Source organism: Micromonospora sp. NPDC000316 (assembly GCF_042898885.1).
Classification (GTDB): Bacteria; Actinomycetota; Actinomycetes; order Mycobacteriales; family Micromonosporaceae; genus Micromonospora.
Genome location: NZ_JBIAZG010000003.1, coordinates 249,842 through 269,486 on the forward strand (window position 1 = coordinate 249,842; position 19,645 = coordinate 269,486).

The following is a 19,645-nucleotide window of genomic DNA, read 5'->3' on the forward strand; positions in this document are numbered from 1 at the left end:
TACACCCTGGGTACCATGACCTTCGGGGAGGATCATGGATGGGGAGCCTCGGTCGCCGAGTCGGAGGCGATCCTCACCGAATATCTGGAACGTGGCGGCAACTCCATCGACACCGCCAACATCTACACCAACGGCCACTCCGAGAAGATCATCGGCGACTACCTGGCCTCTCGGCCGGGCCTGCGAGACCGCATCGTCCTCGGCTCCAAGTTCTTCGGCAACCTGTTCCTCGGCGATCCCAACGGCGGCGGCGCCGGGCGCAAGGCCGTGGTGGCCCAGGTGGAGGAGTCGCTGCGCCGGCTGCGCACCGACTACCTGGACATCTACTGGCTGCACAACTGGGATCGGGGCGTACCGGTCGAGGAGACCCTGCGCGCCCTCGACAACCTCGTCACGGCCGGCAAGATCCGGTACGTGGGCCTGTCGGATCTGCCCGCGTGGAAGGCGGCCGAGGCGCAGATCGTCGCCCACTTCCGCGGGTGGACGCCGGCGATCGGATTGCAGGCCGAGTATTCGCTGCTCGAACGGACCGCCGAAGGGGAACTCGTCCCGATGGCGGCCGAGCACGGCCTCGGAGTGCTGCCCTGGGGTCCGCTCAAGAGCGGCTGGCTCTCCGGCAAGTTCCGCCGTGGGAACGACTCCGTGGACACGAAGCGTGGCGCACTGGTGGGCGGCCCTGCCGAGCGTGACTGGCAGGTCATCGACGTACTGCACGAGGTGGCCGCTGACGCCGGAGTGACGCCGGCGGCGGCAGCGCTGGCCTGGGTGGGTGCCCGACCGGGCGTGAGCTCGGTGCTGATCGGTGCGCGGCGCCTCGACCAACTGAAGGCGAACCTGGACGCGGTGGACGTGCGGTTGTCGCCGCGGCAGACGGAACGACTCGACGAGGTGTCGACACCCACGTTGAACTTCCCCGCCGACAACAATCGGCACCTCGCACCGAGGATCGCCTTCGCGGGAGCCACAGTGGACGGCCAGCCGACCGGCGCGATGCCCTGGCTGACCTCCGACAGCGTCCGGTACTGACAACCACCGGCCCGAGGTAGCGCAGGCTGTACCAATGGTGGGCAGCAGGGGGGATCGTCCAGCTATCGGGCTTCTTGAACCATTGATGGCATCAGCGTTTCCGACACCGAGGAGCCATCATGCCCGTGACACCGAGCGATCCCTCCCGCCGTCGCCGAACCGTGCGGATGGTCAGCGCCGCGTTGGCCGCCGTCACGGTCGGCGCAGCCCTTACCGGCCCCTCGGCGTTCGCCGACACCGGCCGGCACGACGGTCCCCGGGACGTCGTGCAGCGGCAACTGGACGGCCTGGTCGACGAGCACGGCTTCCCCGGCGCGCTCGCCTCCGTGCGGGGGAGCGGCGGGCGGGTCAGCGACTACACCGCCGGCGTCAGTAGCCTCCAGACGCGCCGCCCGGTCCCGCGTGACGGCCAGGTCCGCATCGGCAGCAACACCAAGAGCTTCACCGCGGTGGTCGTCCTGCAGTTGGTGGGCGAGGGCCGCATCGATCTGGACGGGACCGTCGAGCACTACCTGCCCGGGGTCGTGCGCGACAACGGCAACGACGGCAGCAGGATCACCGTACGACAGTTGCTGCAGCAGACCAGCGGCCTGCCCGACTACGACGACGTGCTGTTCACCAAGTCGCAGGACCTGATCGACAAGAGCCACTCGTACTACGAGCCGCGCCGACTGGTGGACGCGGCCCTCACCAGCGCACCGCACTTCCCGCCAGGGGAGAAGTGGGAGTACAGCAACACCAACTACGTCCTCGCCGGGCTCATCGTCGAGCAGGTCACCGAACGTCCGATCGGCGAGGAGATCACCAACCGCATCATCAGGCCGCTCGGCCTGCGCGACACCTACTGGCCGGGCGTCGGGGAGCAGTCGCTTCGTGGCACTCACCCGCACGGCTACGTCGCGGTGGCGCCGGGCACGCCGTGGGTGGACGTCACCGAGATGGACCCGTCCCTCGGCTGGGCCGCCGGTCAACTGGTGTCGACGCCGGACGAGCTGCGGACCTTCTTCGACGCGCTTGTGGGCGGCAGGCTGCTCAAGCCCGCGCAGCAGGCGGCCCTGACGACGACAGTGCCCGCGCCCGGGTTCGAGCCGAGCGGGGAGTACGCGTACGGGCTGGGTGTCGCCCGGTACGAGCTGCCCTGCGGCGGCTACGCCTGGGGTCACGGCGGCGACATCCAGGGCTTCGAGACCCGCAACCTCGCCACCAGCGACGGCCGGAGCGCCGTTGTGGCCGTGACCGGCCTGCCGACCACCGAGCAGATGCTCGGTGCGGTGAACCGCAGCGTCGAGATGGCGCTCTGCGGCACGGCCCGCTGACGCGGCCCTGGTCACCCGCCGCCCGTGTGGACCGGCTCGTGCCGGTCTACACGGGGCGTGCGTCTGCGGCGCGCGACGGCGGTCGGCCCGCTGACCCAATTCCCTGCAGGGCAAGGGTCAGTAGGTGTTCCGCCTTGGCCGCGCCCATCGGTTGCGCCGCGAGTGAGATGCCGTTGGCGAGAATCATCAGGTCGGCCATGGTGATGTCGGGCCGTACCGAGCCTTCGTCGATCGCTCGGCGCAGCAGTGGTTCACCGGCGGCGACGAGCATCGTGCCGCAGGTGTCGGTCTCCTCGACGGGCTCGTTCAGAAGCGATTCCGCGAGGCCGCGGGTTGTCGTGGCATACGCGGTCACCTCGTGCAGCCAGGTCGTCAGCGCGTCGAGGGCATCCGGCGCGTCACGCAGATCCTCGGCCCGCTTCGCGAGATTGCCGACACAGCCGCGGAAGACCGCCTGGAGCAGGGACCAGCGGGTGGGGAAGCGCCTGTGCAGGGTCGCCGATCCCACCCCGGCGGATCGGGCGATGTCCTCCAGCGACGCGTACGCGCCGTCCCGGGCGATCGCCTCGGAGGCCGCCGTGATGATGCGGTCGTAGTTGCGCTGCGCGTCCGCTCTCATGGCCCGCCTTGCCAAAGTGGGGTGGTCCCCCATATCGTAGCCGACGAGAAGTGGGGTGCTACCCCACTTTGAATCTCAGGAGGCATCATGGCTGTTCTCGTCATCGGCGCGACGGGCAAGCAGGGCGGGGCCACGGCCCGAGCACTGCTCGACCGTGGCGTCGTGGTCCGCGCCCTGGTCCGCGATTTCGGCACCGACAGCGCCCAGGCTCTGCGGGCTCGGGGCGCCGAACTGGTCAAGGGCGACCTGGACGACGCGGAGTCGCTGCTCGCCGCGGCGGACGGGATGGACGGCCTCTTCTCCATCCCGTTTCCCGACGTGACGGACATGCAGGGCGACGCCGAGGTGACCCGCGGTCGCAACGTCGTCGAGGCCGCGCGCCGGGCGGGCGTGTCGCACGTCGTGCACAGCAGCGTCTCGGGTGCCGGCGAGTTCCACCGCAACCAGCCCGGATGGGCCGAGGGCCGGTGGGACAGGCACTACTGGGAGAGCAAGGCGGCCATCGACGAGATGGTGCGCTCCGGTGGCTTCGCGCACTGGACCGTCCTCAAGCCCTCGACCTTCATGGAAAACCTCATGGGCTGGTCCTACCTCTTCGGCGACTGGTCCAGCGGCACGATCATCACGGGCTTCGCGGCGGACACCCGACTGCCGTGGATCGCCGTCGACGATATCGGCGAGGCTGCGGCGACCGCGTTCACCAACCCGGACAAGTTCACCGGCCTGGACGTCGAACTCGCCGGAGACATGCTCACCATGACCGAGGTCGCGGCCATCCTGAGCGAGGTCACCGGCCGGGAGATCACCGCGCCCGTGTTCACCCCTCAGCAGGCCGTCGAGCGTGGCCTGCTGCCCGCCATGGTCAAGGCGGTCGAGCAGATCAACGAGAACGGGAGCCCCGCCCGGCCGGAGATGGCCCGCGCCCTGGGTCTGCCGACCACCGACTTCCGCACCTGGGCGCGGCGGACGTTCTCCTGACGCCCCGCCCGTCGATGGCGCCACCAGGCGTCAGGCGCGGCGGGAGTCGGGCATCGGCGCGGGGTTCAGGAACGACCGCGGCGGGCGGCGGCTCAGGAGCGGCGGCGGTTGCGGTCCACGAGGGCCTGGTTGAGGCGGTTCAGCAACCGCGCCAGGTCGTCCCGGTCGGCGGTGGTCCAGTCGGCAAGCATGTCGCCGTAGAGCCGGGTCCGCGCGGCCCGCACTGCCGCCATGCGGTGCAGGCCGGCGGTGGTGGGGGAGATGACAGTGCCCCGGCCGTCCGACGGATCCGGGGTACGGGTGATCAGGCCGTCCCGCTGGAGCGCGGTCACCTGCCGGGTCACTGTCGAGCCGTCCAGGTTGAGCCGGGCCGCGAGCACTGAGACGTTCTGCGGGCCGGCGGCGTCCAGGTGGCGCAGGATCACGTACGCCGCACGGTCGAGCACCCGGTGCTCGGCCGTGTCGGTGGCCCGCCGGGTCGCCTCGCCGAACCGCATCAGCAGGGCGACCTCGGTCTCGATGCGGCCGAGGGTGGCCTCGTCGAGGGCGGGTTCGGTGTCCCGGTGGGGGTCGTCGCTCATAGCTGTATGATACAGAGTAATTGCCTGTATCATACAGCTACCTGGGGAGTCGCAGTGGATCGGCGATCCGAACCGAACCGCAGTGCCATCTACGCCACCACACTGGTGGCCTTCCTCGCCATCGCCGGCATCGCCGTCGTCGACCCGATCCTGCCCGCCATCGGCGAGGCGATCGGAGTCACCGCCTGGCAGGTCGAGCTGCTGTTCACCGCGTACATCGCGGTCATGGCCCTCGGCATGATCCCGGCGACGCTCGCCAGCGGCCGGTTCGGCTTCAAACCGGTGCTGATCACCGGCGTCTCCGTGGTCGGCGTCGCCGCGATCCTCGCCTCGCTCAGCGACAACATCGTGCAGCTCTCCGTGCTGCGCGGCGTCTGGGGGCTGGGCAACGCGATGTTCTTCGCCACCGCCATGGTGGTGCTCGTCAACCTGGCCGTCGACAGGGAATGGGCGGTGAGTCTCTTCGAAACCGCACTCGGTCTCGGCTTCGCCGTCGGCCCACTGATCGGCGGCCTGCTCGGCCAGGTCAGCTGGCGGCTGCCGTTCTTCGTCTGCGGCGTGTTCATGGTCCTCGCCCTCGGCGTGGCCGCCCGCAAGCTGCGCGAGCCGACAAACCGGCAGCCCTCGGTGCGTACCGGCCAGATCTTCGCCACCTACCGCCGCCCGGCGTTCATCGTGCTCTGCGTGGTCACCGGCACGTACAACTTCGTCTTCTTCGTGGTGCTCGGCTACACGCCGCTCTTCCTCGGCCTGGACGTCATCCCGCTGGGGTTGGCGTTCACCGGCTGGGGGCTCGGTCTGGCCGCCGGCATCCTGGTGATCGGCCACCGGCTCGCCCACCGGATCGGCGCGGTGCAGACCATCGGCGTGGCCATCGTCGGGCTGCTGGTCTGCATGGTCCTCTTCGCCACCTCGACAAGCACCGCCGAAGCGCTCGTGGTGCTGGTGCTCTCCGGGCTCTGCATGGGGCTCGCCAACGCCAACCTCACCGACTTGGCGCTCGGCCTCGGCTCCAGCGACCGCCGGGTCGCCACCGGCGCGTTCAACCTCGTCCGCTGGGGTGCCGCCGCGCCCGCGCCGATCATCTCCGGCAAGCTCGCCGAGCACTCGCTGTCGCTGCCGTACTGGGTCGGCTTCGGGGTGCTCGCCGTCGGTGTGCTGGCCTACCTGGCCTTCGCGCACGTGATGGCCGCCGGCTACGGCGAGCGGGTGCTCTGGGCCCGCTGGAACCGCGCCGCCGCCGACACCGAACACGCCCCGGAGGCGCCGGTCGGCGAGGCGTACTGACGACGCCCGGATCAGCTCAGCGCGCGCCAGAGCAGGTAGAGGCCGATCGTCGTGCCGAACACCACGATCAGCGTCTTGAGCACCACCGGCGGCAGCCGGCGGACGAGCCGAGCACCGGCGTACCCACCGATCAGCGTGGCTGGCGCGACCACCGCGACGGCCGCCCAGTTCACCGGGCCGAACAGGGCGAACACCACGAGCGTCGTGAGGCCCACCAGCGCGGAGAGCAGATTCTTGATCGCGGTCACCCGGGCCAGGGTCGCGTCCAGCACCAGGGCCAGACCGGCGACAAGCATCACCCCGAGCGCCGCGCCGAAGTAGCCGCCGTACACCGCGCCGAGCGCGACCATCGTCTGCACCGCGACCGTCCGGCGGCGCGGCGACAGGTCGCGGGGATGCCCCACCAACCGGCGCAGCGGATCCTGAAAGGCCAGGACCGCTGTCGCACCGAGCACCAGGAAGGGTACGACCACCTCGAACGCGCGGGCGGGCGTGGCCAGCAGCAGCAGCGCCCCCACGATCGTTCCGACCAAGGTGGTGGGCACGAGGGTCGCCAGCGCCCGAGGGCGTGGCAAATCTGCCTTGCTGCCCGCCACGCTTGCCACGTAGCCGGGGAACACGGCCACCGAATTGCTGACGTTCGCCGGCACCGGCGGCAACCCGGCCGCGATCATCGCCGGAAAGGTGATCAGCGAACCACCACCGGCCACCGCGTTGACCGTGCCAGCGGCGAGACCGGCGGCGAGCAGCAGCGCGGCGTGGGAGAGATCCATAGCCCTCAGAGGTTAGCCCTAGCCCCCCGGAACGAATCCGCCGGACCACCGCCCCTGAGCTGCGCGATCTTGCCCAGGCGGGGCGGCAATACCGGCGGACCGCACGTCGTTAGGATGGGAGCGCGACGGACGAGTCGACCGGGCGGTCGCGTCGGCGGGCTCCGGCCCGCCGCCGAGGAACGTCCGGACTCCACAGGGCAGGGTGGTTGTTAACGGCAACCCGGGGCGACCCGCGGGACAGTGCCACAGAAAACAGACCGCCAACCCCCACGGGGGTCGGTAAGGGTGAAACGGTGGGGTAAGAGCCCACCAGCACCCCGGGTGACCGGGGTGGCTCGGTAAACCCCACCCGGAGCAAGGCCAAGTAAGGGCCGTCACCGCAAGATGACGACCCGGCGCAGACGCTTGAGGGCTGCCCGCCCGATGTCTGCGGGTAGGCCGCTGGAGCCTGCCGGCAACGGCAGGCCGAGATGGATGGCCGCCGCCGGCGCAAACCCCTTTTGGGGTACGCGCCGCGCACAGAATCCGGCGTACAGGTCGACTCGTCCGTCGCCCACCAGCTCGGAGCGTGATCAAGGCTCTGAGCTGGTTCTATGTTCGGGTGTCGATGGTTGTTCATGGTCAACATTGGGCGGCGTTTGACGCCCTGACGACGCCCTGAGCGCTGAGTCAGTTGGCCTGGCGGTGGAGCAACTACCTCGCCTCGGTGACCCGGTGGCATGCCAGTCCTGGGGTTGGACTGGCGCGGTAGCCGGAAGCCCTGACGTGCGACCAGGCCGACCCGCTGGCTTCCGTAGCCCGACGATCTCGCTAGTCCATCGCTCGCCGTCGAGGTTCCGGCGGCGGTGGCCTGTCACGGCTAATGTCAGGTCGCAGCTGCGATTCTCCTAGGCGAGTAGTAGGCATGGATGCCGTTGACCTGGCTGATCCAGAAGCTGAGCTTCTCATCGGACGTCGCACGCTGCGGCAGCAGTCCTAGCTGCTTTGCGAGAGCATAGAAGCCAGGCCCCGCATCGTTGGCATCCAGATAGTGCACCAGTGCGGAGATCATGAGCCCGGTGATGGGTCGGTTGCGGCCCACGACCAGGCCCAAGAGGTGTCCCATCGCCTTCCGGTCGATCTCGCGTTCGAACTCGAAAGCCGGCAGCTCGGTTCGGCGTTCTAGCGTGGTATTCAGTTCGGTGTACGAGGTGACCTTGCCAAGCCGGGCACGCTCTACCAAGAAGGCCAGGCCGACCTCAGTGAAGCGATCCCACGTCTCGTCCTCGCGGCCGTACATCGACATCGCAGGCTCCGTGATGAAGAGTAGGGCGACCTGACCGCGCCGTCAGTGGGGCGTCTGCCCAGGTCCGACGAGAGTAAGGCTGGCCGATGGTCCCAATCGATCGCAAGCGGGCGGCAGCAGAATTTCTGAAGCTCCTTGTCGACGCGGGTCGGCTTGTGGCCGACCGGTGGTTCCTCCTCCAGACCGCATCCCGGAGGGGCAGCGAGCCAGTGATCCGCTATCGCGAGAGAGTGTATTGCTACGAGCTCTATCACCAGCTTCGCATGCTGAGCGACAGCCCTCTTGGCGGAGACGCAGGAGCGCCCGCGTACACGCTCTCCGGCGAGATCGACAAGGCCCAGCTAAACGCGGTGATCGACGGAGGGCGGCACAAGCCGGACTTGGTTTGGCATGTTCCCGGGCAGTGGCAGCACAACGCCGTCGTCATCGAGGTGAAGGCGGCAGACCACCTCAGGCCTGGGCCGCTACGGAAGGATCTGCAGACTCTTAGCGCCTTCCTTCGAGCAGAGCGGGGGTATGAGCGAGCGGCCCTGCTCATCTATGGCGACGCCGAAGGTGAAGTCCTGCGGAGACGCGTCCTACAAACCGCAGCCGGTGTGGGCTTCCCAGCAGACCTGGCCCAACGCACCCATCTTTTGTGGCATCCTCGGCCACGGCAGGCTATGCAGGACCTGGGCCCGCTCGCGCAGTGCGTGTAGGCCCTCTATGTAACTGGGCGCCGGCCGGGGGCTTCTTTACCTCTCTTGTGAGTCGCGCTCCGCCACTAACCGTCTCTTGCGCGCAGTCTCGTAAGGAAACGGGAACTTTATTTCCGTGAGCAATTCTTGCCCCTCTGATCCATCCCGGTATGTCGCCTCAAGAACGAGTAGATACTGGAGGGCCGCACCCTTTGGTATAGATTTCCGCGGTTTTGTCTGGTGCTGCTCTATGAAGGCGATAAGCAGCGAATATTTCTCTTCCAGGATTTCGTCGAGCTGTCCGATGTTCTCAAAGCCATAGCGGTGGAGGAAGGCCGCCAATCTTGAGGCATAGTCAGGGCTCGGAGCAGCAACCGTTGCGCCGCCATAGAGCTCCGTTAGTTCGAGGTCGAGCCGGGCGAGACGGCCGGACTCCGCAATGTATGCGAGGATGGAATCTCTATCGATTGGCACGCCAAGCGGACTCTCCCGCACTGCTAGCCCCACCGCCAGGCGGTGCTCGCTCAGGTCATTACGGATGTGCTCAAACTCTGAATCCGCCAGTTCAAGCAGGCCCGCGAGCCGCGAGAAGCGGCGACGCACGTCGACAGGCAAGTCCTCTTTGGACTTATATCCGAGATCGTGTTCGATTTCCGCCCACGCGTGCTGGAGGATCGTGCGTATCTGGATTTCGAACTTGAAATCACAATACTTTTCGAAGTCTCGTCGGGAGCATAGATCCTGTCGAACACGAACAACATAATGCAGGGAGAGGTAGCCGAACCGATCTGGATCCAGCAAGGCCCGCTTATCCACTGAATTCTCGTGATCGACACCGAACTCCCGTTCGATAATCGAGGCGACAGAGTCTATCTCGTCAGGAAAGTACGTTATTACGCGAACCCCGAGGACGTCTGTCATGTTCTCCAGGGAATATTCACCAACCCCCTTGTCGAGGATCTTTCGTTCGGCGTCTGCGCGATCCTTGACCCTTGCTTCCACGGAGTGGAGATGCATCCCAGCATCGTCAATGAGCTCCTTGATCCACTCACGCGCTTTCGGGCCGAGCGAGCCGGCCAGACCGGTTAGGTCCTCCCACTCGCTATCGTCAATCGGGGTGACGGCGCCCGTCTCGGAGCTCATGACATCCATCGTTCCATATGCGAGGCCGCAGGGGCAGCCTGAGCACGCGATGATCCTTCTGGGTCGCCTGAGTCTGGGCTAGCCGCCTGCTCCTCGTGTCTTGCCGGGTGGCCCCCGCCCCCGGCGGCCAGCTCGGCTGTTCCTCCGGAGTCCCGACATCTCGCTTACAAGCTCTGTGCAGCTCGTCCACGCGCATCCGGGAACGGCCGCGCGCTCTGAGTTCCGTGCGTGCCCACGCTCGTCAGGGTGCCTCCGTCCGGCGGCGTTGCTGTCAGCGTTGCTGTCGACAGCCGTACCAGCGGCGACCCGGGCCGACCCCCGCCGGGGGGGAACCGGACACAACTCGCTCGCTCGTGCCGATTGCTGCCGATCAGTGCGGTGGAGCAGCTGGCGCAAGGCTTCCTGCGCTCCCTCGTGCCCGTTTGAATCAAGGGGTTTGCTGCCTTAGCGCTGCCTTCGGCTGCGGTCTGGTCGCCGCCGCAGTTCCAGGGGCCACAATGGAGGCGGCCAATCTCACCAGTATGGGAGTGTCATGTCACTGATCACGGATCCGCTGGACAACGCCAGAACCTACGCCGACATGGCCAAGTCCAACGCCGACGAATCCCTCGCCGCGAACATCGCCACTGTTGCCCAAGCCTTCGCCACGATCGCCCTGGTCAAGGAACTGCGCGCTCTGCGGCAGACGCTCGATGGCCTGCGGGGAGCAGTGACCGACACCGACGGATTCAGCTCGGCCGACCACCTGCGCAACATCAACGAATGGGTCGAGCGCATCGCCAAGGCTTAACCCAGCACAGCGAATGGCCCATCAGGACCCATCCTGGCGGGCCATTCGCTGTGCCAGAGCTGCATCAACTCCTACAGGGTCCCGTCAGGATGGCAGGGGAGTGGGCCGGCCAGGGACTCGAACCCTGAACCCCTCCGGCCGTCTGTGGATCACCTTAGATCGGGCGGATCGGGCCCCTGACCTCGGCGAGTTCTTCCGCTGCCTTACAGCGGTTGACGGCGCTTGTACCGTCAATTGTGCCTGCGTTGGGCCCGACGATCTTGCTGCCTATGGTCGCTGTCTCCGCCTGCGCAGCAAGTGGGCACCTGCGATCCTGGCTGCATGAGTCCACTGTGGTCGGTCCTTTTTCAGCTGTTGCCGGTTCTCCTCGGTGCCCTGCTAGCCATTGGCGGCGGGTATCTCGGCGCTCAATGGCAGGCGAGGTTCGCGGCAGAGCAGCAGAGGGCGAACATGCTCCATGAGGCGCGCATCGCCCTGTATGTCAACTTGTTCACTGACTGCCATGCCTGAAGTGTCCACATTCGTAAGTCGGCTGATCCGTACCCACCTTCGACTGGCTTGCGGGGGCGCGTGGATCTGCTGGCGGCTCCCGCGGTAAGAGTCGCGTGGGAGCGGATGGAGAAGGGCGAATGGCTTGGTTTGACGAGCGTGATGCCTCCTCGGCATGCGGCAGCCCCGAGCCCAAGTGCGCCGAAGCGGCACCCGAAAGATCCGGAGCCGACTTTAATAGAACGAATGAGGTTGGAGTTGGTGCAGGCTGTAGAAGCTGCGATCCGCAGTGATCTGGCCGACTTCCGGGGCGATCCTGTGCGCGGCGGAACCAGCCTGCGCAGAGGGGCATGATGCGGGTAGCCGACAGGATCGGCACGACAATCAAAGACGAGGCCGGACACGGTGTCGGTAAGACCGGCCGGGCTCCTGATCGGCGCTTGATACCGGCCCTAGGTGGGCCACGGCATGTGAACGACCTTGACTCCCAGGCAACAAACACTCGGCGCTGACCTGCTGCACCACGGCTGCTGACCTGCCAAAACGGTCCGCCGGTGTCCATGTTGGTCCACCGGCGTCCGTCCCGATCGTCACCCAGTTAGTCACTCAGCCCAGGTCTGCGGGCCGCCCTTGACGCCTCGAAGGGGCGCATTCGGCGTACCACCCGCGAATCGCCATGGCTAGGCCAACTCCTCGACACCCCTCCCCTTTACGCGCTCCCAAGGGAGTTTCAGTTCCTCTGCAAAGAAGCGCACGACACCCAGAACATGGCCGTTATACCATTCCTTTATTCCGTCTACGTGCACAACGTCATACCGGAATCGCCCCTGAACTGATTTGGACGACAGCCGTCGCTCCAAAGTCACATGCTTGGTTTCTTCGACCTTAGGGTCAGGGTCTGAAGCGGAGACCGCATATATCGGCGACGATAAGAATATCGCTGGAAAAAGGAGGTGAACTTCCCGCCTTAAGGCCTTTAGGTGGTCATCACTATCATCGCGCATTTTGAATTCCTGACCTAGAAAAGAAACCGCCTTGGCGAGAGGGTAGGTGACTTCATTGAATATATCACTAGAGTGAGTCTCCCAACCGCCGGACTTTTTATTCAGCTTTACCAGTTGCACAGCTCGGGGTTGACGCCGAAATCGAACGCCCTCGTACTTTGTGGCAAAGTTAGGCTTTCCGCGGAAGAAATACCAGCCCTGGTCCGCTTTCAGTTCGATCCTTGTCGCCGTTGTGATCAGAAGCTCGGGCATGTCAAGGTACCCCGACTCCCGCTCCCACGGCTTTGTCAGAGCGACCCAAGGCCACTGAAAATTTTTACACTCTCCCAAGACCGTCCAGTGCAAACGTGTGTCACTTCCGTCCGGCCAATAAGCGAAACTGTTTGAGTAAATGTCAATTTCACGGCTCGTGCCTGTATCTTGGTCTTGGAAGGCCCACCCGGTATCGGTCCTATTTCCTAATATCGCCGCGACCCTCTGTTCAAAGAGGAAGCCCGTGCGGTCTAACGCGCCAAGAACTTGGTCGGGGGTCGGCAATGGAGGTTCGGCTGGCATCCCGGCAGTCTTGCACCCGGCGTCAAGAACCAGTAGGTCCTTCATCCTCACTGTCTGCCGCCGACCCGGCCACCTGGGGAGCAGGCAGCCGCCCAGCCCGCCACGTCACGCGGACCTTGACGCACGGACGGACGCTGCCGGAACAGCCGGAGTCGGCTTTCGTGTCACGGACCGCGCCTCCGGCGGACACTGCCACAGTGGCGCAGTTGACCTAACCTCGCCCGGCACGGACCCGGCTCCCGGGGTCGGAGCTGGCCACCGGCGGCCACCCTCTCCCCCTCCCAGGTGAGCGGTTGACCTGACCGTGAGCGGCTGCGAGCCGGCTCCTGGACGACCGGCATGCCCTCGGCGGACAACGCCCCCATGCTTGGGGCTTGCCACGCGGACCCGGCACGCGCCCCTCCCCGCGCCGCGCTGCTCCGGCGCGGCGCAGCCGGCTGCCGGCGACGGACCTCCACCACTCTCCGAACTACCCCGTCTGCGGCGGCCCCTCCGGCTTTCCGCTCTCCGCGCCAGCCGCCGGGCGTGTTGCGTGGCCGGAGTCGGAGCGCCAGCGAAGCGACGGACGCGCGCCCAGGCGGCAGCGCGTGCGCCCGTCAAGGGCCGCCTTGAAGACGTACAGAAAGTTTGAACCACATCGCCGGCAGCCGGCAGCCGGCAGCCGGCAGTCCGGCAGTCCGGCTGTCCCGTCACGGGACATGCTTGACACTCGCGTCCCACCACGTCCTTTACAAGATCCGTTCGGCCAGTCGATGACGGAGTGGGTCGGCGGAGATGATGTCGGCATGGACGCATGGGTAGACGGCGACCTGGCTGGCGAGTTCGAGCGGCAGCTTGATGACCTCCTGGCTGAGCTGAACTCAGACTGGGTAGAGCCCGAACTGCCGCCGAGGTTCACGAGTAACGAGTCGTTCCGTCGCTACCACCGGAGGAATGGCAAGCGCTGGCAGCTTGCCTGCGTTCTTCGAGAACGTCCTGACCTGGCGGCCACCCTGGCCGACCGAGTCCTGGCCGCTGTGGTCTGCGACGAAGATGTGGCCGCCAATCGCCAACTCATCGAGCCGATGTTGACGGCGGTGGGTCGTCGCAGGGTTCAGGAGTACCTCATCTCGGTCGTCACCTCTGGACCGCTACTGCAACGCGTCTGCGCAGTCCGCGCCTGGTATTGGTCGCAGGCCGTGCTCGTGTACGAGTCGACTGAGGCGCTGCACAGCAGACAGCCCACGACGGTTAGCCAAACCCAAGATGATGAGGTTGCCGACCTGCGCGCGTGGTATCGCGCAGCCTGTCTCACCGCCTTCGTCGAGTGCGACCACAACACCACACGTGAATGGCTGGCCCAAGGCTTCATTCTGGACGAGTCCTTCTACCCGTCGAACCTGCACCGCAGGGTGGCCCAGGCCCGCGCTATCGCCGAAGCCGACCCGGTCCGGTTCAAGGAACTCATTGCCAAGACCACCGACGGGACGAACCTCGCTGCCATCCGGCGGCGTGATGATCGATGAGTCCGGCGCACTCGCCCGAACCTCGTGATCTCCGCGTAGCTACCTAACCTCACATTGAGGACGCAACGAGCCTAGGCTGACAAGCATCAGGTGGGACGGATCTGTCAAGCATGTGGTGGGACTAGACACGCCGGCAGTCCGGCTGTGATCCGTCAGCTGATGTGCAACACACCTCTGCCAGCTGATCTGCGGCGTACGGGTAGATCGCGGCGGGTGAGCGCACCGGGAGGGCCGCACGCGGGATGTGACCCGTGCCAGCATCGCGACGTGACAAGAATGAACGATGACCGCCTACGTACCGCGACTGCACGTGATTTCGTCGAGTTGCTCCGCCTCTGGGCGCTGTTGTTTGACGAAGACAACGCAGCGCCGGAGGAGCCGTGGAGAAGTCACGCAGCCGAGTGGTTCAGCCGCTTCGTTGAAGATCCGGGTAGTGCTCGCTTCCCTGTGATCGAGGTAGACGGTGCGATCGTCGCTACGGCGATCGGCACCCTCGAACTCGGTGTGCCGAACCCCTGGTGCACCAAGGGGCGCACCGTGCGACTCATGAACGTCATCACCCTGTCTGAACACCGCGGCCATGGCTATGGGACGACGCTCGTCCTTGACGTGCTCGACTGGGCCAGGTCCGTCGATGCCGACCGCGTTGACCTGAGCGCCACGCCGAAGGGGCAGCTCCTCTACGAGAAGCTCGGCTTCACGATGACCTCGGCCCCGCGAATGAAGTTCGTTCTTTGATGCTCCATGTCGCCGCATGAGGTGACGTCCGGTCCTCGGCAGATCCGTGCGTCCCAAGATCGGATCTGCCCCTGGATTCGTCGCGTTGCCGCGCATCACGTGGCGGAGATGTGCCGCACATCAGCTGTCGGATCACACGCCGGGAGCCGGCCTGTCTAGTCCCACCACATGCTTTGACAACTCCGTCCCAGCACATGCTTGACAGTTGATCTAGCCTAGCTACGCCAGGTGATCGAGGTGGCGAAGCTGTAGCGGGGGAGCTCATGGTCGAGGTTGCAGACGAGGCTCCCGGCTGGGCCGCGATTGAAGCGGCAGTGGCGACCAGGGTGAGTGATCAAAATCCGCTGCACTGGGGGACAAACAACCTCCCAGGGCAGGGCCTCTACGGCTTGAGCGCGTACCAGTCCGCCGGCCACTGGTTGCTTGTTACGTTCGGGATGACCGAGTTGTTCTCTAAGGACAGCGATGACCCGGACGTCAGCGGCTGGGGATACGAGCTGACGATGCGGGTACCCGTGGACGCTGACCAGCCTCCCGCCTGGTCCCTGCGTCTGCTTGAACGACTGGTCGACTACGTGTTCACCAGTGGCAAGCCCTTCGCCGAAGGCCATCGCATGGACCCAGGCGGACCGGTCACCGGCCAGGCGAATACCCGGCTCCGCGCACTGGCCTTCGCTGCCGACCCCGAGCTGCCGCCCATCAACTCCCCGCACGGCTCAGCGCGGTTCGTGACCGTCGTCGGGATCACCGCGAACGAGCTGGACCGAATGAAGGTCACCACGACGGCCGAGGTACTCAACGAGCTGGCCGAGCGCTCACCCATGCTCGTGACCGACCCGACGCGCTAGCCCTCACCCGCTGCACTTAGCAGCGTCAGGCAGGTCGTGGGACGAGAGTGTCAAGCATGTCCCGTGACAGGACACGCCGGCAGCCGGCCGCCCCGACGCCGTCGCTCTGCGCCGCCGTGAGCCGTCTCTGGGCCTGCGCTTGATGGTTCTGGGATGAGGCCTGTGGCTGTGGAGGAGGGTCGGGCGCGTCTTGGCGGTTGTCCATCAGCTCAAGGTCTGGTCAAGGCTCCGAGGTGGGTTTTTTTGACGCTGCCGGCTGACCCAGACGCGGATTCAGGCGAGGTGAAAGTAGCCGGCTCTGGGCTCCCGTTCCCGCCTCGGCTGTCCTGACTGCCGGTGCAAATGAGCGCCGATCGACCCCCCTGCCCTGTGGCCGCTATGGCCGCTCGGCGACCTTGGCGACGAACGCGGCCCAGGCTGCCGGAGCGAAGGTCAGTGCCGGTCCGGTGACATCTTTCGAGTCACGGACGGCCACAACACCGGGTATGTTGCTCGCTACCTCGACGCAGTTGCCACCGCTCGCGCCGCTGCGGGTGGACTTGCGCCACCGGGCGTTACTGAGGTCCATGATGGCTCTCAACTTCCTTCAGCAGGTCGATGGACTGCCGGCGTGGTAGCGCCTCGTTCCGTACGCTCTCCCACCTTGCCTGAAGCGTAGCCACCTCATCGTCCTTGTCGACGACGTCACCGCCAAGCTGATTTTCGAGGTGTCCGACCCACACGCCGACGCTGGATCGGGCCAGCGCGAACGGCCCGGACAGCCCGATGTGTAGGCCGCTGGCGATCGGAATGATGTGGACGTGCACGTGTGGAAGCTCGGCCATCGCGACCAGGTGGGCGACCTGTTGGGCCATGATCCCGCCGAGTCCGTCACCCGTGCGCCGTATCGCTGCTTCGTCCAGCACGGCGACGAACTGTGGCCTGCGCTCGCCGGTCAGGATCGCTTGTCGGCTCATGCGGCTCTCGACGCGCTGCTCGACCTCGTCATCGGTGAGGCTTTCGACTGTTCGCAGGACGGTGCGGGCGTAGTGCTCCACCTGTAGTAGGCCGGGGATCAGGTTCGGCTCGAAGTAGCGGAGCTGCGTCGCCCCGCGCTCCGCGTCCAACCAGGGCAGGAACCACGACGGGGCGCCGAACTTCGTCGCCAGGCGCTCGAACAGTCCGCCGTTGTTCAGCGCTCGATCAGCGCTCTTGATGAAGTCCATCGTCAACGCTCGCGTGCCGCCTTCAACGGCGCTGACGTGGGAGGCGCTGAAGCCGGCAGCGCGGCCGAACGCCTCTTGCGTCATCCCGGAAGCGCCACGGGCGCGGCGGATCTCGCCAACGATGAACGCCGACAAGGGACCTGGGACATCAGCCACGCAACGCTCCTCAAATTAGAGATCGACTACCCGTGGCGCCACACGTCGGGCACCTGTCCTGCCAGCTCAGCCCGGACCTCGCGAGCACCTTCCGAGCGTAGTGGCCTCCACAGCAGAGTGTCACCAGGCGGCGGCCGGCGGGGACCACGACACCGGCGACCGCGTCCGTAGCGAGGCCGCACAGCACTTGCGGTTGCGGCCCTTTCCCGACGGCACCAGGGGGAGCACTGTGCCCGGCGACGAGCATGAGAGCAGAAGACCAACGTCCGCGAACGACGAGTCCGGAAGCCCCGAGCAGTGATCGGGACGATGAAGGCCGGCGACGTGATCCTGCTGACCACCGCCGCGAGCGTGCAGTTCCTGCGCCCGATCTTCGTGCGCGTCATCCGTGAGCTGCCCGAGCGGCACACGTACGACGGATGGGTGTGGGTTGAGGGCTACGAGCTGGACGCGGCCGGTGACGCGGTGGCGCGGCGGGAGTTGTTCGTGATGCGCGCGGGAGTGCGGTTGCTGGCCCTGCCCGCCGTACCGTCGGGGCCTGTGAAGCACCGGCCCGCCCGCCGGGGTCCGGTGCGGGTCGGATGACCCGGCCTCGTCCGCACCTGCCGATGCGCCCGGCGTGGTTGTGCCGCACCTGCGCCGCGCCCTGGCCGTGCGGCCCGGCTCAACTCGACCTCATGATCGAGTTCCACGGCCACTCGATCGCGCTGACGTTCTATCTGGCCGCGTCGATGCGCGAGGCGATCGACGATGTGTACGGCCTGGGGCTGCGTCCGAACCTGCCCGCCGTGCACGCCAGGTTCCTCGGGTGGTTGCCTGTGGCCCGACGGCCTCGCCGGTCAGCAGCGGGCGGCGTTGAGCGGAGCGGCGCCGGCGAGTGCTTCGACGGTCGCCGTTGGTGCGACCGATTCGGCCGGGGTCGGCGAGGGCGCGATGCTGGGGGACGGCGGAGCTGAAGGTATAGGTGAACTGCTGGGGGTGGGGGAGGCGAGCACGGCCGTGCTGCGTTGGACCTGTTTCGTGACCATCCGGATGGTGGTGGCTGTCGCCTGGCGTCCGTACACGTCGGTGACCCGGATGCTGTAGGGCCCGGGGCCGAGCCCGCCCTCGACGGTCCAGTAGTTGTCGCTCTGGCGGGCCGCCTTGCGGAAGTCGCCGCCCGGCCCCTTTGCCTCGACCGAGCGGAGCGGGTTTCCGTGGTTGCCGACCTGCACGGCGAACCACCACTGGGAGGCGCCGCCATTCATCCGGAAGGTGAGCCCTCCGTCGAGCGGCGGGTTCACCACCGCCCGGTACGTCACCTGCGCGATGCCCTGCGCCCGGTCGGCTATCTTCGCGAACGCCTCTCCGGAGAGGTCGATCTTGCCGGACCCGCACCCGCCGCACTGGTCCATGACCATGACCCGGACGGTGCCCTTCGGGCCGGTCACGTCCAGGTAGCTGCCGCAGGCCGCTGCCCCGGAGTATGCCGACGAGCCGAGGGCCACGTAGAGCCGGTCCGCGGGTGGGCTCGGGAAGGAGCAGTTGCCGCCCGAGCGGCCGGCGTCGTAGAAGCTGGCCTTTGCCTTGTGGACGGTGTTTCCGGTCGGTGGCGCGGCGCAGGCCGGGGTGGCGCCGCCACGTACGGCGAGGGTGATGGCGAGTACGGCCGCCAAGGCGGTGATTCCGGCTCCGGCCAACAAGTGTCTGGCCCGCCGACGCCACCGGCGCGTGCCGTTGATGCCGGCCGGGATGTCGTCGTTGGGGTCCGGGTCTGGCACCGTCATGACGCCTGATGCTGCCGCAGTGCCCTGCGGCAGCGCAAGATCATCGAGCGGGCCGTCACCTGCCACGCCGACGGGGTCGCAGGCCGTTCGGAGAGGGTTGGCGGCGAAGTTGTAGGGATTCGGTGATCAGCTTGCCGCACGGCCCGTCCGGATTGTCCAAGGCCACCTGGACCGACGCCGACTTCCCGAGCATGGGGTGGCACGACTGCCGGATCCATGCGCTGGGCATCGGCGTGGACTGGCAGGCGTGGTGCTATCCGACAGATAGCACCCTGAAACTACCTCAATCGTCATCAGATTCAGGTGGACGCCAGCTTCCGAGTGACCCGCCCGGACTACGCCGCTTCAGGTGCTTGACCTGTCAATTTTCCGCCGGTAGATTAAATTCGCAACGATAAGCGTCTATCTAAAAGAGGGTGAACCGTGCTGTTGAAATCCATCGCCATCGCCATCGCCGCGTCCGTCGCAGGCCTGCTGGCCACCGCTCCCGCCGCCTCGGCGGCAGCACCCGGAGTGTCGATACAAGGCTGGGGGTCCGGGAACTGCCCGCAGGGCATGCTCTGCATCTGGCCCAACTGGAATCACCCGCCGCAGGGTCCCGTCGAGACGCCGTCTCTGACGACCAACAGCGAGTGGACCGGCAGCATCCAGGGATTCAACTTCTACAACGGCACAGGCCGCGACGCCGTAATATCCGGGTTCACTTTCGGCTCGTCGATTCCCTTCAAAAACTGCGCTCCTGCCGGCGGGACCGGAGGCGACCTGTATATACCGGTCAACGTGACGAAGGTGACTTGGCAGCTGACCCCCTGCTGATCCTCCACTGGGCCTTTCCGAGTAAGGGTTAATGACTTGGAGTAGCTGGCTCGATCGGCGGTCCGGACGCGCCCGGATCCGTTGCGGC

The 19,645-nt window shown here is 66.5% G+C and carries 20 protein-coding genes and 1 other RNA gene; 12 read left to right on the top strand and 9 right to left on the bottom strand.

The genetic code is table 11. The features are described from left to right. Positions 1-15 precede the first annotated feature (15 nt). Positions 16-1,026, top strand: a complete 1,011-nt coding sequence (locus ACFY2Q_RS09395; protein ID WP_387128739.1) for an aldo/keto reductase — start codon at positions 16-18, stop codon at positions 1,024-1,026. Between the two features lie 119 nt (positions 1,027-1,145). Then, positions 1,146-2,342: a serine hydrolase domain-containing protein gene (locus ACFY2Q_RS09400; RefSeq protein WP_387128740.1), complete on the top strand. Its 1,197-nt coding sequence runs from the start codon at positions 1,146-1,148 to the stop codon at positions 2,340-2,342. A gap of 46 nt (positions 2,343-2,388) precedes the next feature. On the opposite strand, the gene ACFY2Q_RS09405 is transcribed toward ACFY2Q_RS09400, so the two are convergent. Next, positions 2,389-2,961, bottom strand: coding sequence for a TetR/AcrR family transcriptional regulator (locus ACFY2Q_RS09405; protein WP_387128742.1), 573 nt, complete (start codon positions 2,959-2,961; stop codon positions 2,389-2,391). Positions 2,962-3,048: 87 nt separating this feature from the next. On the opposite strand from ACFY2Q_RS09405, the gene ACFY2Q_RS09410 reads away from it, so the two are divergent. Then, positions 3,049-3,939, top strand: coding sequence for an NmrA/HSCARG family protein (locus ACFY2Q_RS09410; RefSeq protein WP_387128743.1), 891 nt, complete (start codon positions 3,049-3,051; stop codon positions 3,937-3,939). A 92-nt stretch (positions 3,940-4,031) separates the two neighbouring features. Here ACFY2Q_RS09410 and ACFY2Q_RS09415 read toward each other — a convergent pair whose 3' ends face one another. Further along, on the bottom strand, positions 4,032-4,520 hold the full coding sequence (locus ACFY2Q_RS09415) for a MarR family winged helix-turn-helix transcriptional regulator (RefSeq protein WP_387128744.1): 489 nt from the start codon (positions 4,518-4,520) through the stop codon (positions 4,032-4,034). A gap of 54 nt (positions 4,521-4,574) precedes the next feature. Here ACFY2Q_RS09415 and ACFY2Q_RS09420 point away from each other — a divergent pair, with 54 nt between their 5' ends. Further along, positions 4,575-5,807 (top strand): MFS transporter, encoded by a 1,233-nt coding sequence (locus tag ACFY2Q_RS09420; protein ID WP_387128745.1) that lies wholly within the window; start codon positions 4,575-4,577, stop codon positions 5,805-5,807. Between the two features lie 11 nt (positions 5,808-5,818). Here ACFY2Q_RS09420 and ACFY2Q_RS09425 read toward each other — a convergent pair whose 3' ends face one another. After that, entirely contained in the window at positions 5,819-6,580 is a 762-nt protein-coding gene (locus ACFY2Q_RS09425) for a sulfite exporter TauE/SafE family protein (protein WP_387128746.1), read from the bottom strand. Between the two features lie 130 nt (positions 6,581-6,710). On the opposite strand from ACFY2Q_RS09425, the gene rnpB reads away from it, so the two are divergent. Next, positions 6,711-7,129, top strand: an RNA gene (gene rnpB / locus ACFY2Q_RS09430) — RNase P RNA component class A. Positions 7,130-7,445: 316 nt separating this feature from the next. On the opposite strand, the gene ACFY2Q_RS09435 is transcribed toward rnpB, so the two are convergent. Further along, on the bottom strand, positions 7,446-7,865 hold the full coding sequence (locus ACFY2Q_RS09435) for a hypothetical protein (protein ID WP_387128747.1): 420 nt from the start codon (positions 7,863-7,865) through the stop codon (positions 7,446-7,448). Between the two features lie 86 nt (positions 7,866-7,951). Here ACFY2Q_RS09435 and ACFY2Q_RS09440 point away from each other — a divergent pair, with 86 nt between their 5' ends. Further along, positions 7,952-8,563, top strand: a complete 612-nt coding sequence (locus tag ACFY2Q_RS09440; RefSeq protein WP_387128748.1) for a hypothetical protein — start codon at positions 7,952-7,954, stop codon at positions 8,561-8,563. Between the two features lie 36 nt (positions 8,564-8,599). Here ACFY2Q_RS09440 and ACFY2Q_RS09445 read toward each other — a convergent pair whose 3' ends face one another. After that, positions 8,600-9,685: a GTP pyrophosphokinase family protein gene (locus tag ACFY2Q_RS09445; RefSeq protein WP_387128749.1), complete on the bottom strand. Its 1,086-nt coding sequence runs from the start codon at positions 9,683-9,685 to the stop codon at positions 8,600-8,602. Positions 9,686-10,217: 532 nt separating this feature from the next. On the opposite strand from ACFY2Q_RS09445, the gene ACFY2Q_RS09450 reads away from it, so the two are divergent. Then, the gene (locus tag ACFY2Q_RS09450) at positions 10,218-10,475 is read left to right on the top strand and encodes a hypothetical protein (protein WP_387128750.1); all 258 of its coding nucleotides are present in this window, start codon (positions 10,218-10,220) and stop codon (positions 10,473-10,475) included. Positions 10,476-11,644: 1,169 nt separating this feature from the next. On the opposite strand, the gene ACFY2Q_RS09455 is transcribed toward ACFY2Q_RS09450, so the two are convergent. Continuing rightward, complete coding sequence (locus tag ACFY2Q_RS09455; protein WP_387128751.1) at positions 11,645-12,568, bottom strand: hypothetical protein; 924 nt, start codon at positions 12,566-12,568, stop codon at positions 11,645-11,647. 740 nt (positions 12,569-13,308) lie between these two features. On the opposite strand from ACFY2Q_RS09455, the gene ACFY2Q_RS09460 reads away from it, so the two are divergent. The 3 genes from ACFY2Q_RS09460 (at position 13,309) to ACFY2Q_RS09470 (ending at position 15,614) form a co-directional block, all read left to right on the top strand. Beyond that, positions 13,309-14,028, top strand: coding sequence for a hypothetical protein (locus ACFY2Q_RS09460; RefSeq protein ID WP_387128752.1), 720 nt, complete (start codon positions 13,309-13,311; stop codon positions 14,026-14,028). Between the two features lie 276 nt (positions 14,029-14,304). Continuing rightward, a complete protein-coding gene (locus tag ACFY2Q_RS09465) occupies positions 14,305-14,766 on the top strand; it encodes a GNAT family N-acetyltransferase (protein ID WP_387129121.1) in 462 nt (153 codons plus the stop codon). A gap of 263 nt (positions 14,767-15,029) precedes the next feature. Beyond that, positions 15,030-15,614, top strand: coding sequence for a suppressor of fused domain protein (locus ACFY2Q_RS09470; RefSeq protein ID WP_387128754.1), 585 nt, complete (start codon positions 15,030-15,032; stop codon positions 15,612-15,614). 376 nt (positions 15,615-15,990) lie between these two features. On the opposite strand, the gene ACFY2Q_RS09475 is transcribed toward ACFY2Q_RS09470, so the two are convergent. Together ACFY2Q_RS09475 and ACFY2Q_RS09480 are read right to left on the bottom strand one after the other, a co-directional pair. Then, positions 15,991-16,182, bottom strand: a complete 192-nt coding sequence (locus ACFY2Q_RS09475; protein ID WP_387128756.1) for a DUF397 domain-containing protein — start codon at positions 16,180-16,182, stop codon at positions 15,991-15,993. Beyond that, positions 16,169-16,975: a helix-turn-helix transcriptional regulator gene (locus ACFY2Q_RS09480; RefSeq protein WP_387128758.1), complete on the bottom strand. Its 807-nt coding sequence runs from the start codon at positions 16,973-16,975 to the stop codon at positions 16,169-16,171. Before ACFY2Q_RS09480 ends, ACFY2Q_RS09475 begins: the two co-directional genes overlap by 14 nt. A 309-nt stretch (positions 16,976-17,284) precedes the next feature. Here ACFY2Q_RS09480 and ACFY2Q_RS09485 point away from each other — a divergent pair, with 309 nt between their 5' ends. After that, complete coding sequence (locus tag ACFY2Q_RS09485) at positions 17,285-17,560, top strand: hypothetical protein (protein ID WP_387128760.1); 276 nt, start codon at positions 17,285-17,287, stop codon at positions 17,558-17,560. A gap of 254 nt (positions 17,561-17,814) precedes the next feature. Here the strand turns inward: ACFY2Q_RS09485 and ACFY2Q_RS09490 are convergent, their stop codons facing one another. Continuing rightward, entirely contained in the window at positions 17,815-18,741 is a 927-nt protein-coding gene (locus tag ACFY2Q_RS09490; protein ID WP_387128762.1) for an expansin EXLX1 family cellulose-binding protein, read from the bottom strand. Between the two features lie 423 nt (positions 18,742-19,164). Between ACFY2Q_RS09490 and ACFY2Q_RS09495 the strand changes: the two genes are divergently transcribed. Then, the gene (locus tag ACFY2Q_RS09495) at positions 19,165-19,557 is read left to right on the top strand and encodes a hypothetical protein (protein WP_053659552.1); all 393 of its coding nucleotides are present in this window, start codon (positions 19,165-19,167) and stop codon (positions 19,555-19,557) included. The last annotated feature ends 88 nt before the right edge of the window (positions 19,558-19,645 follow it).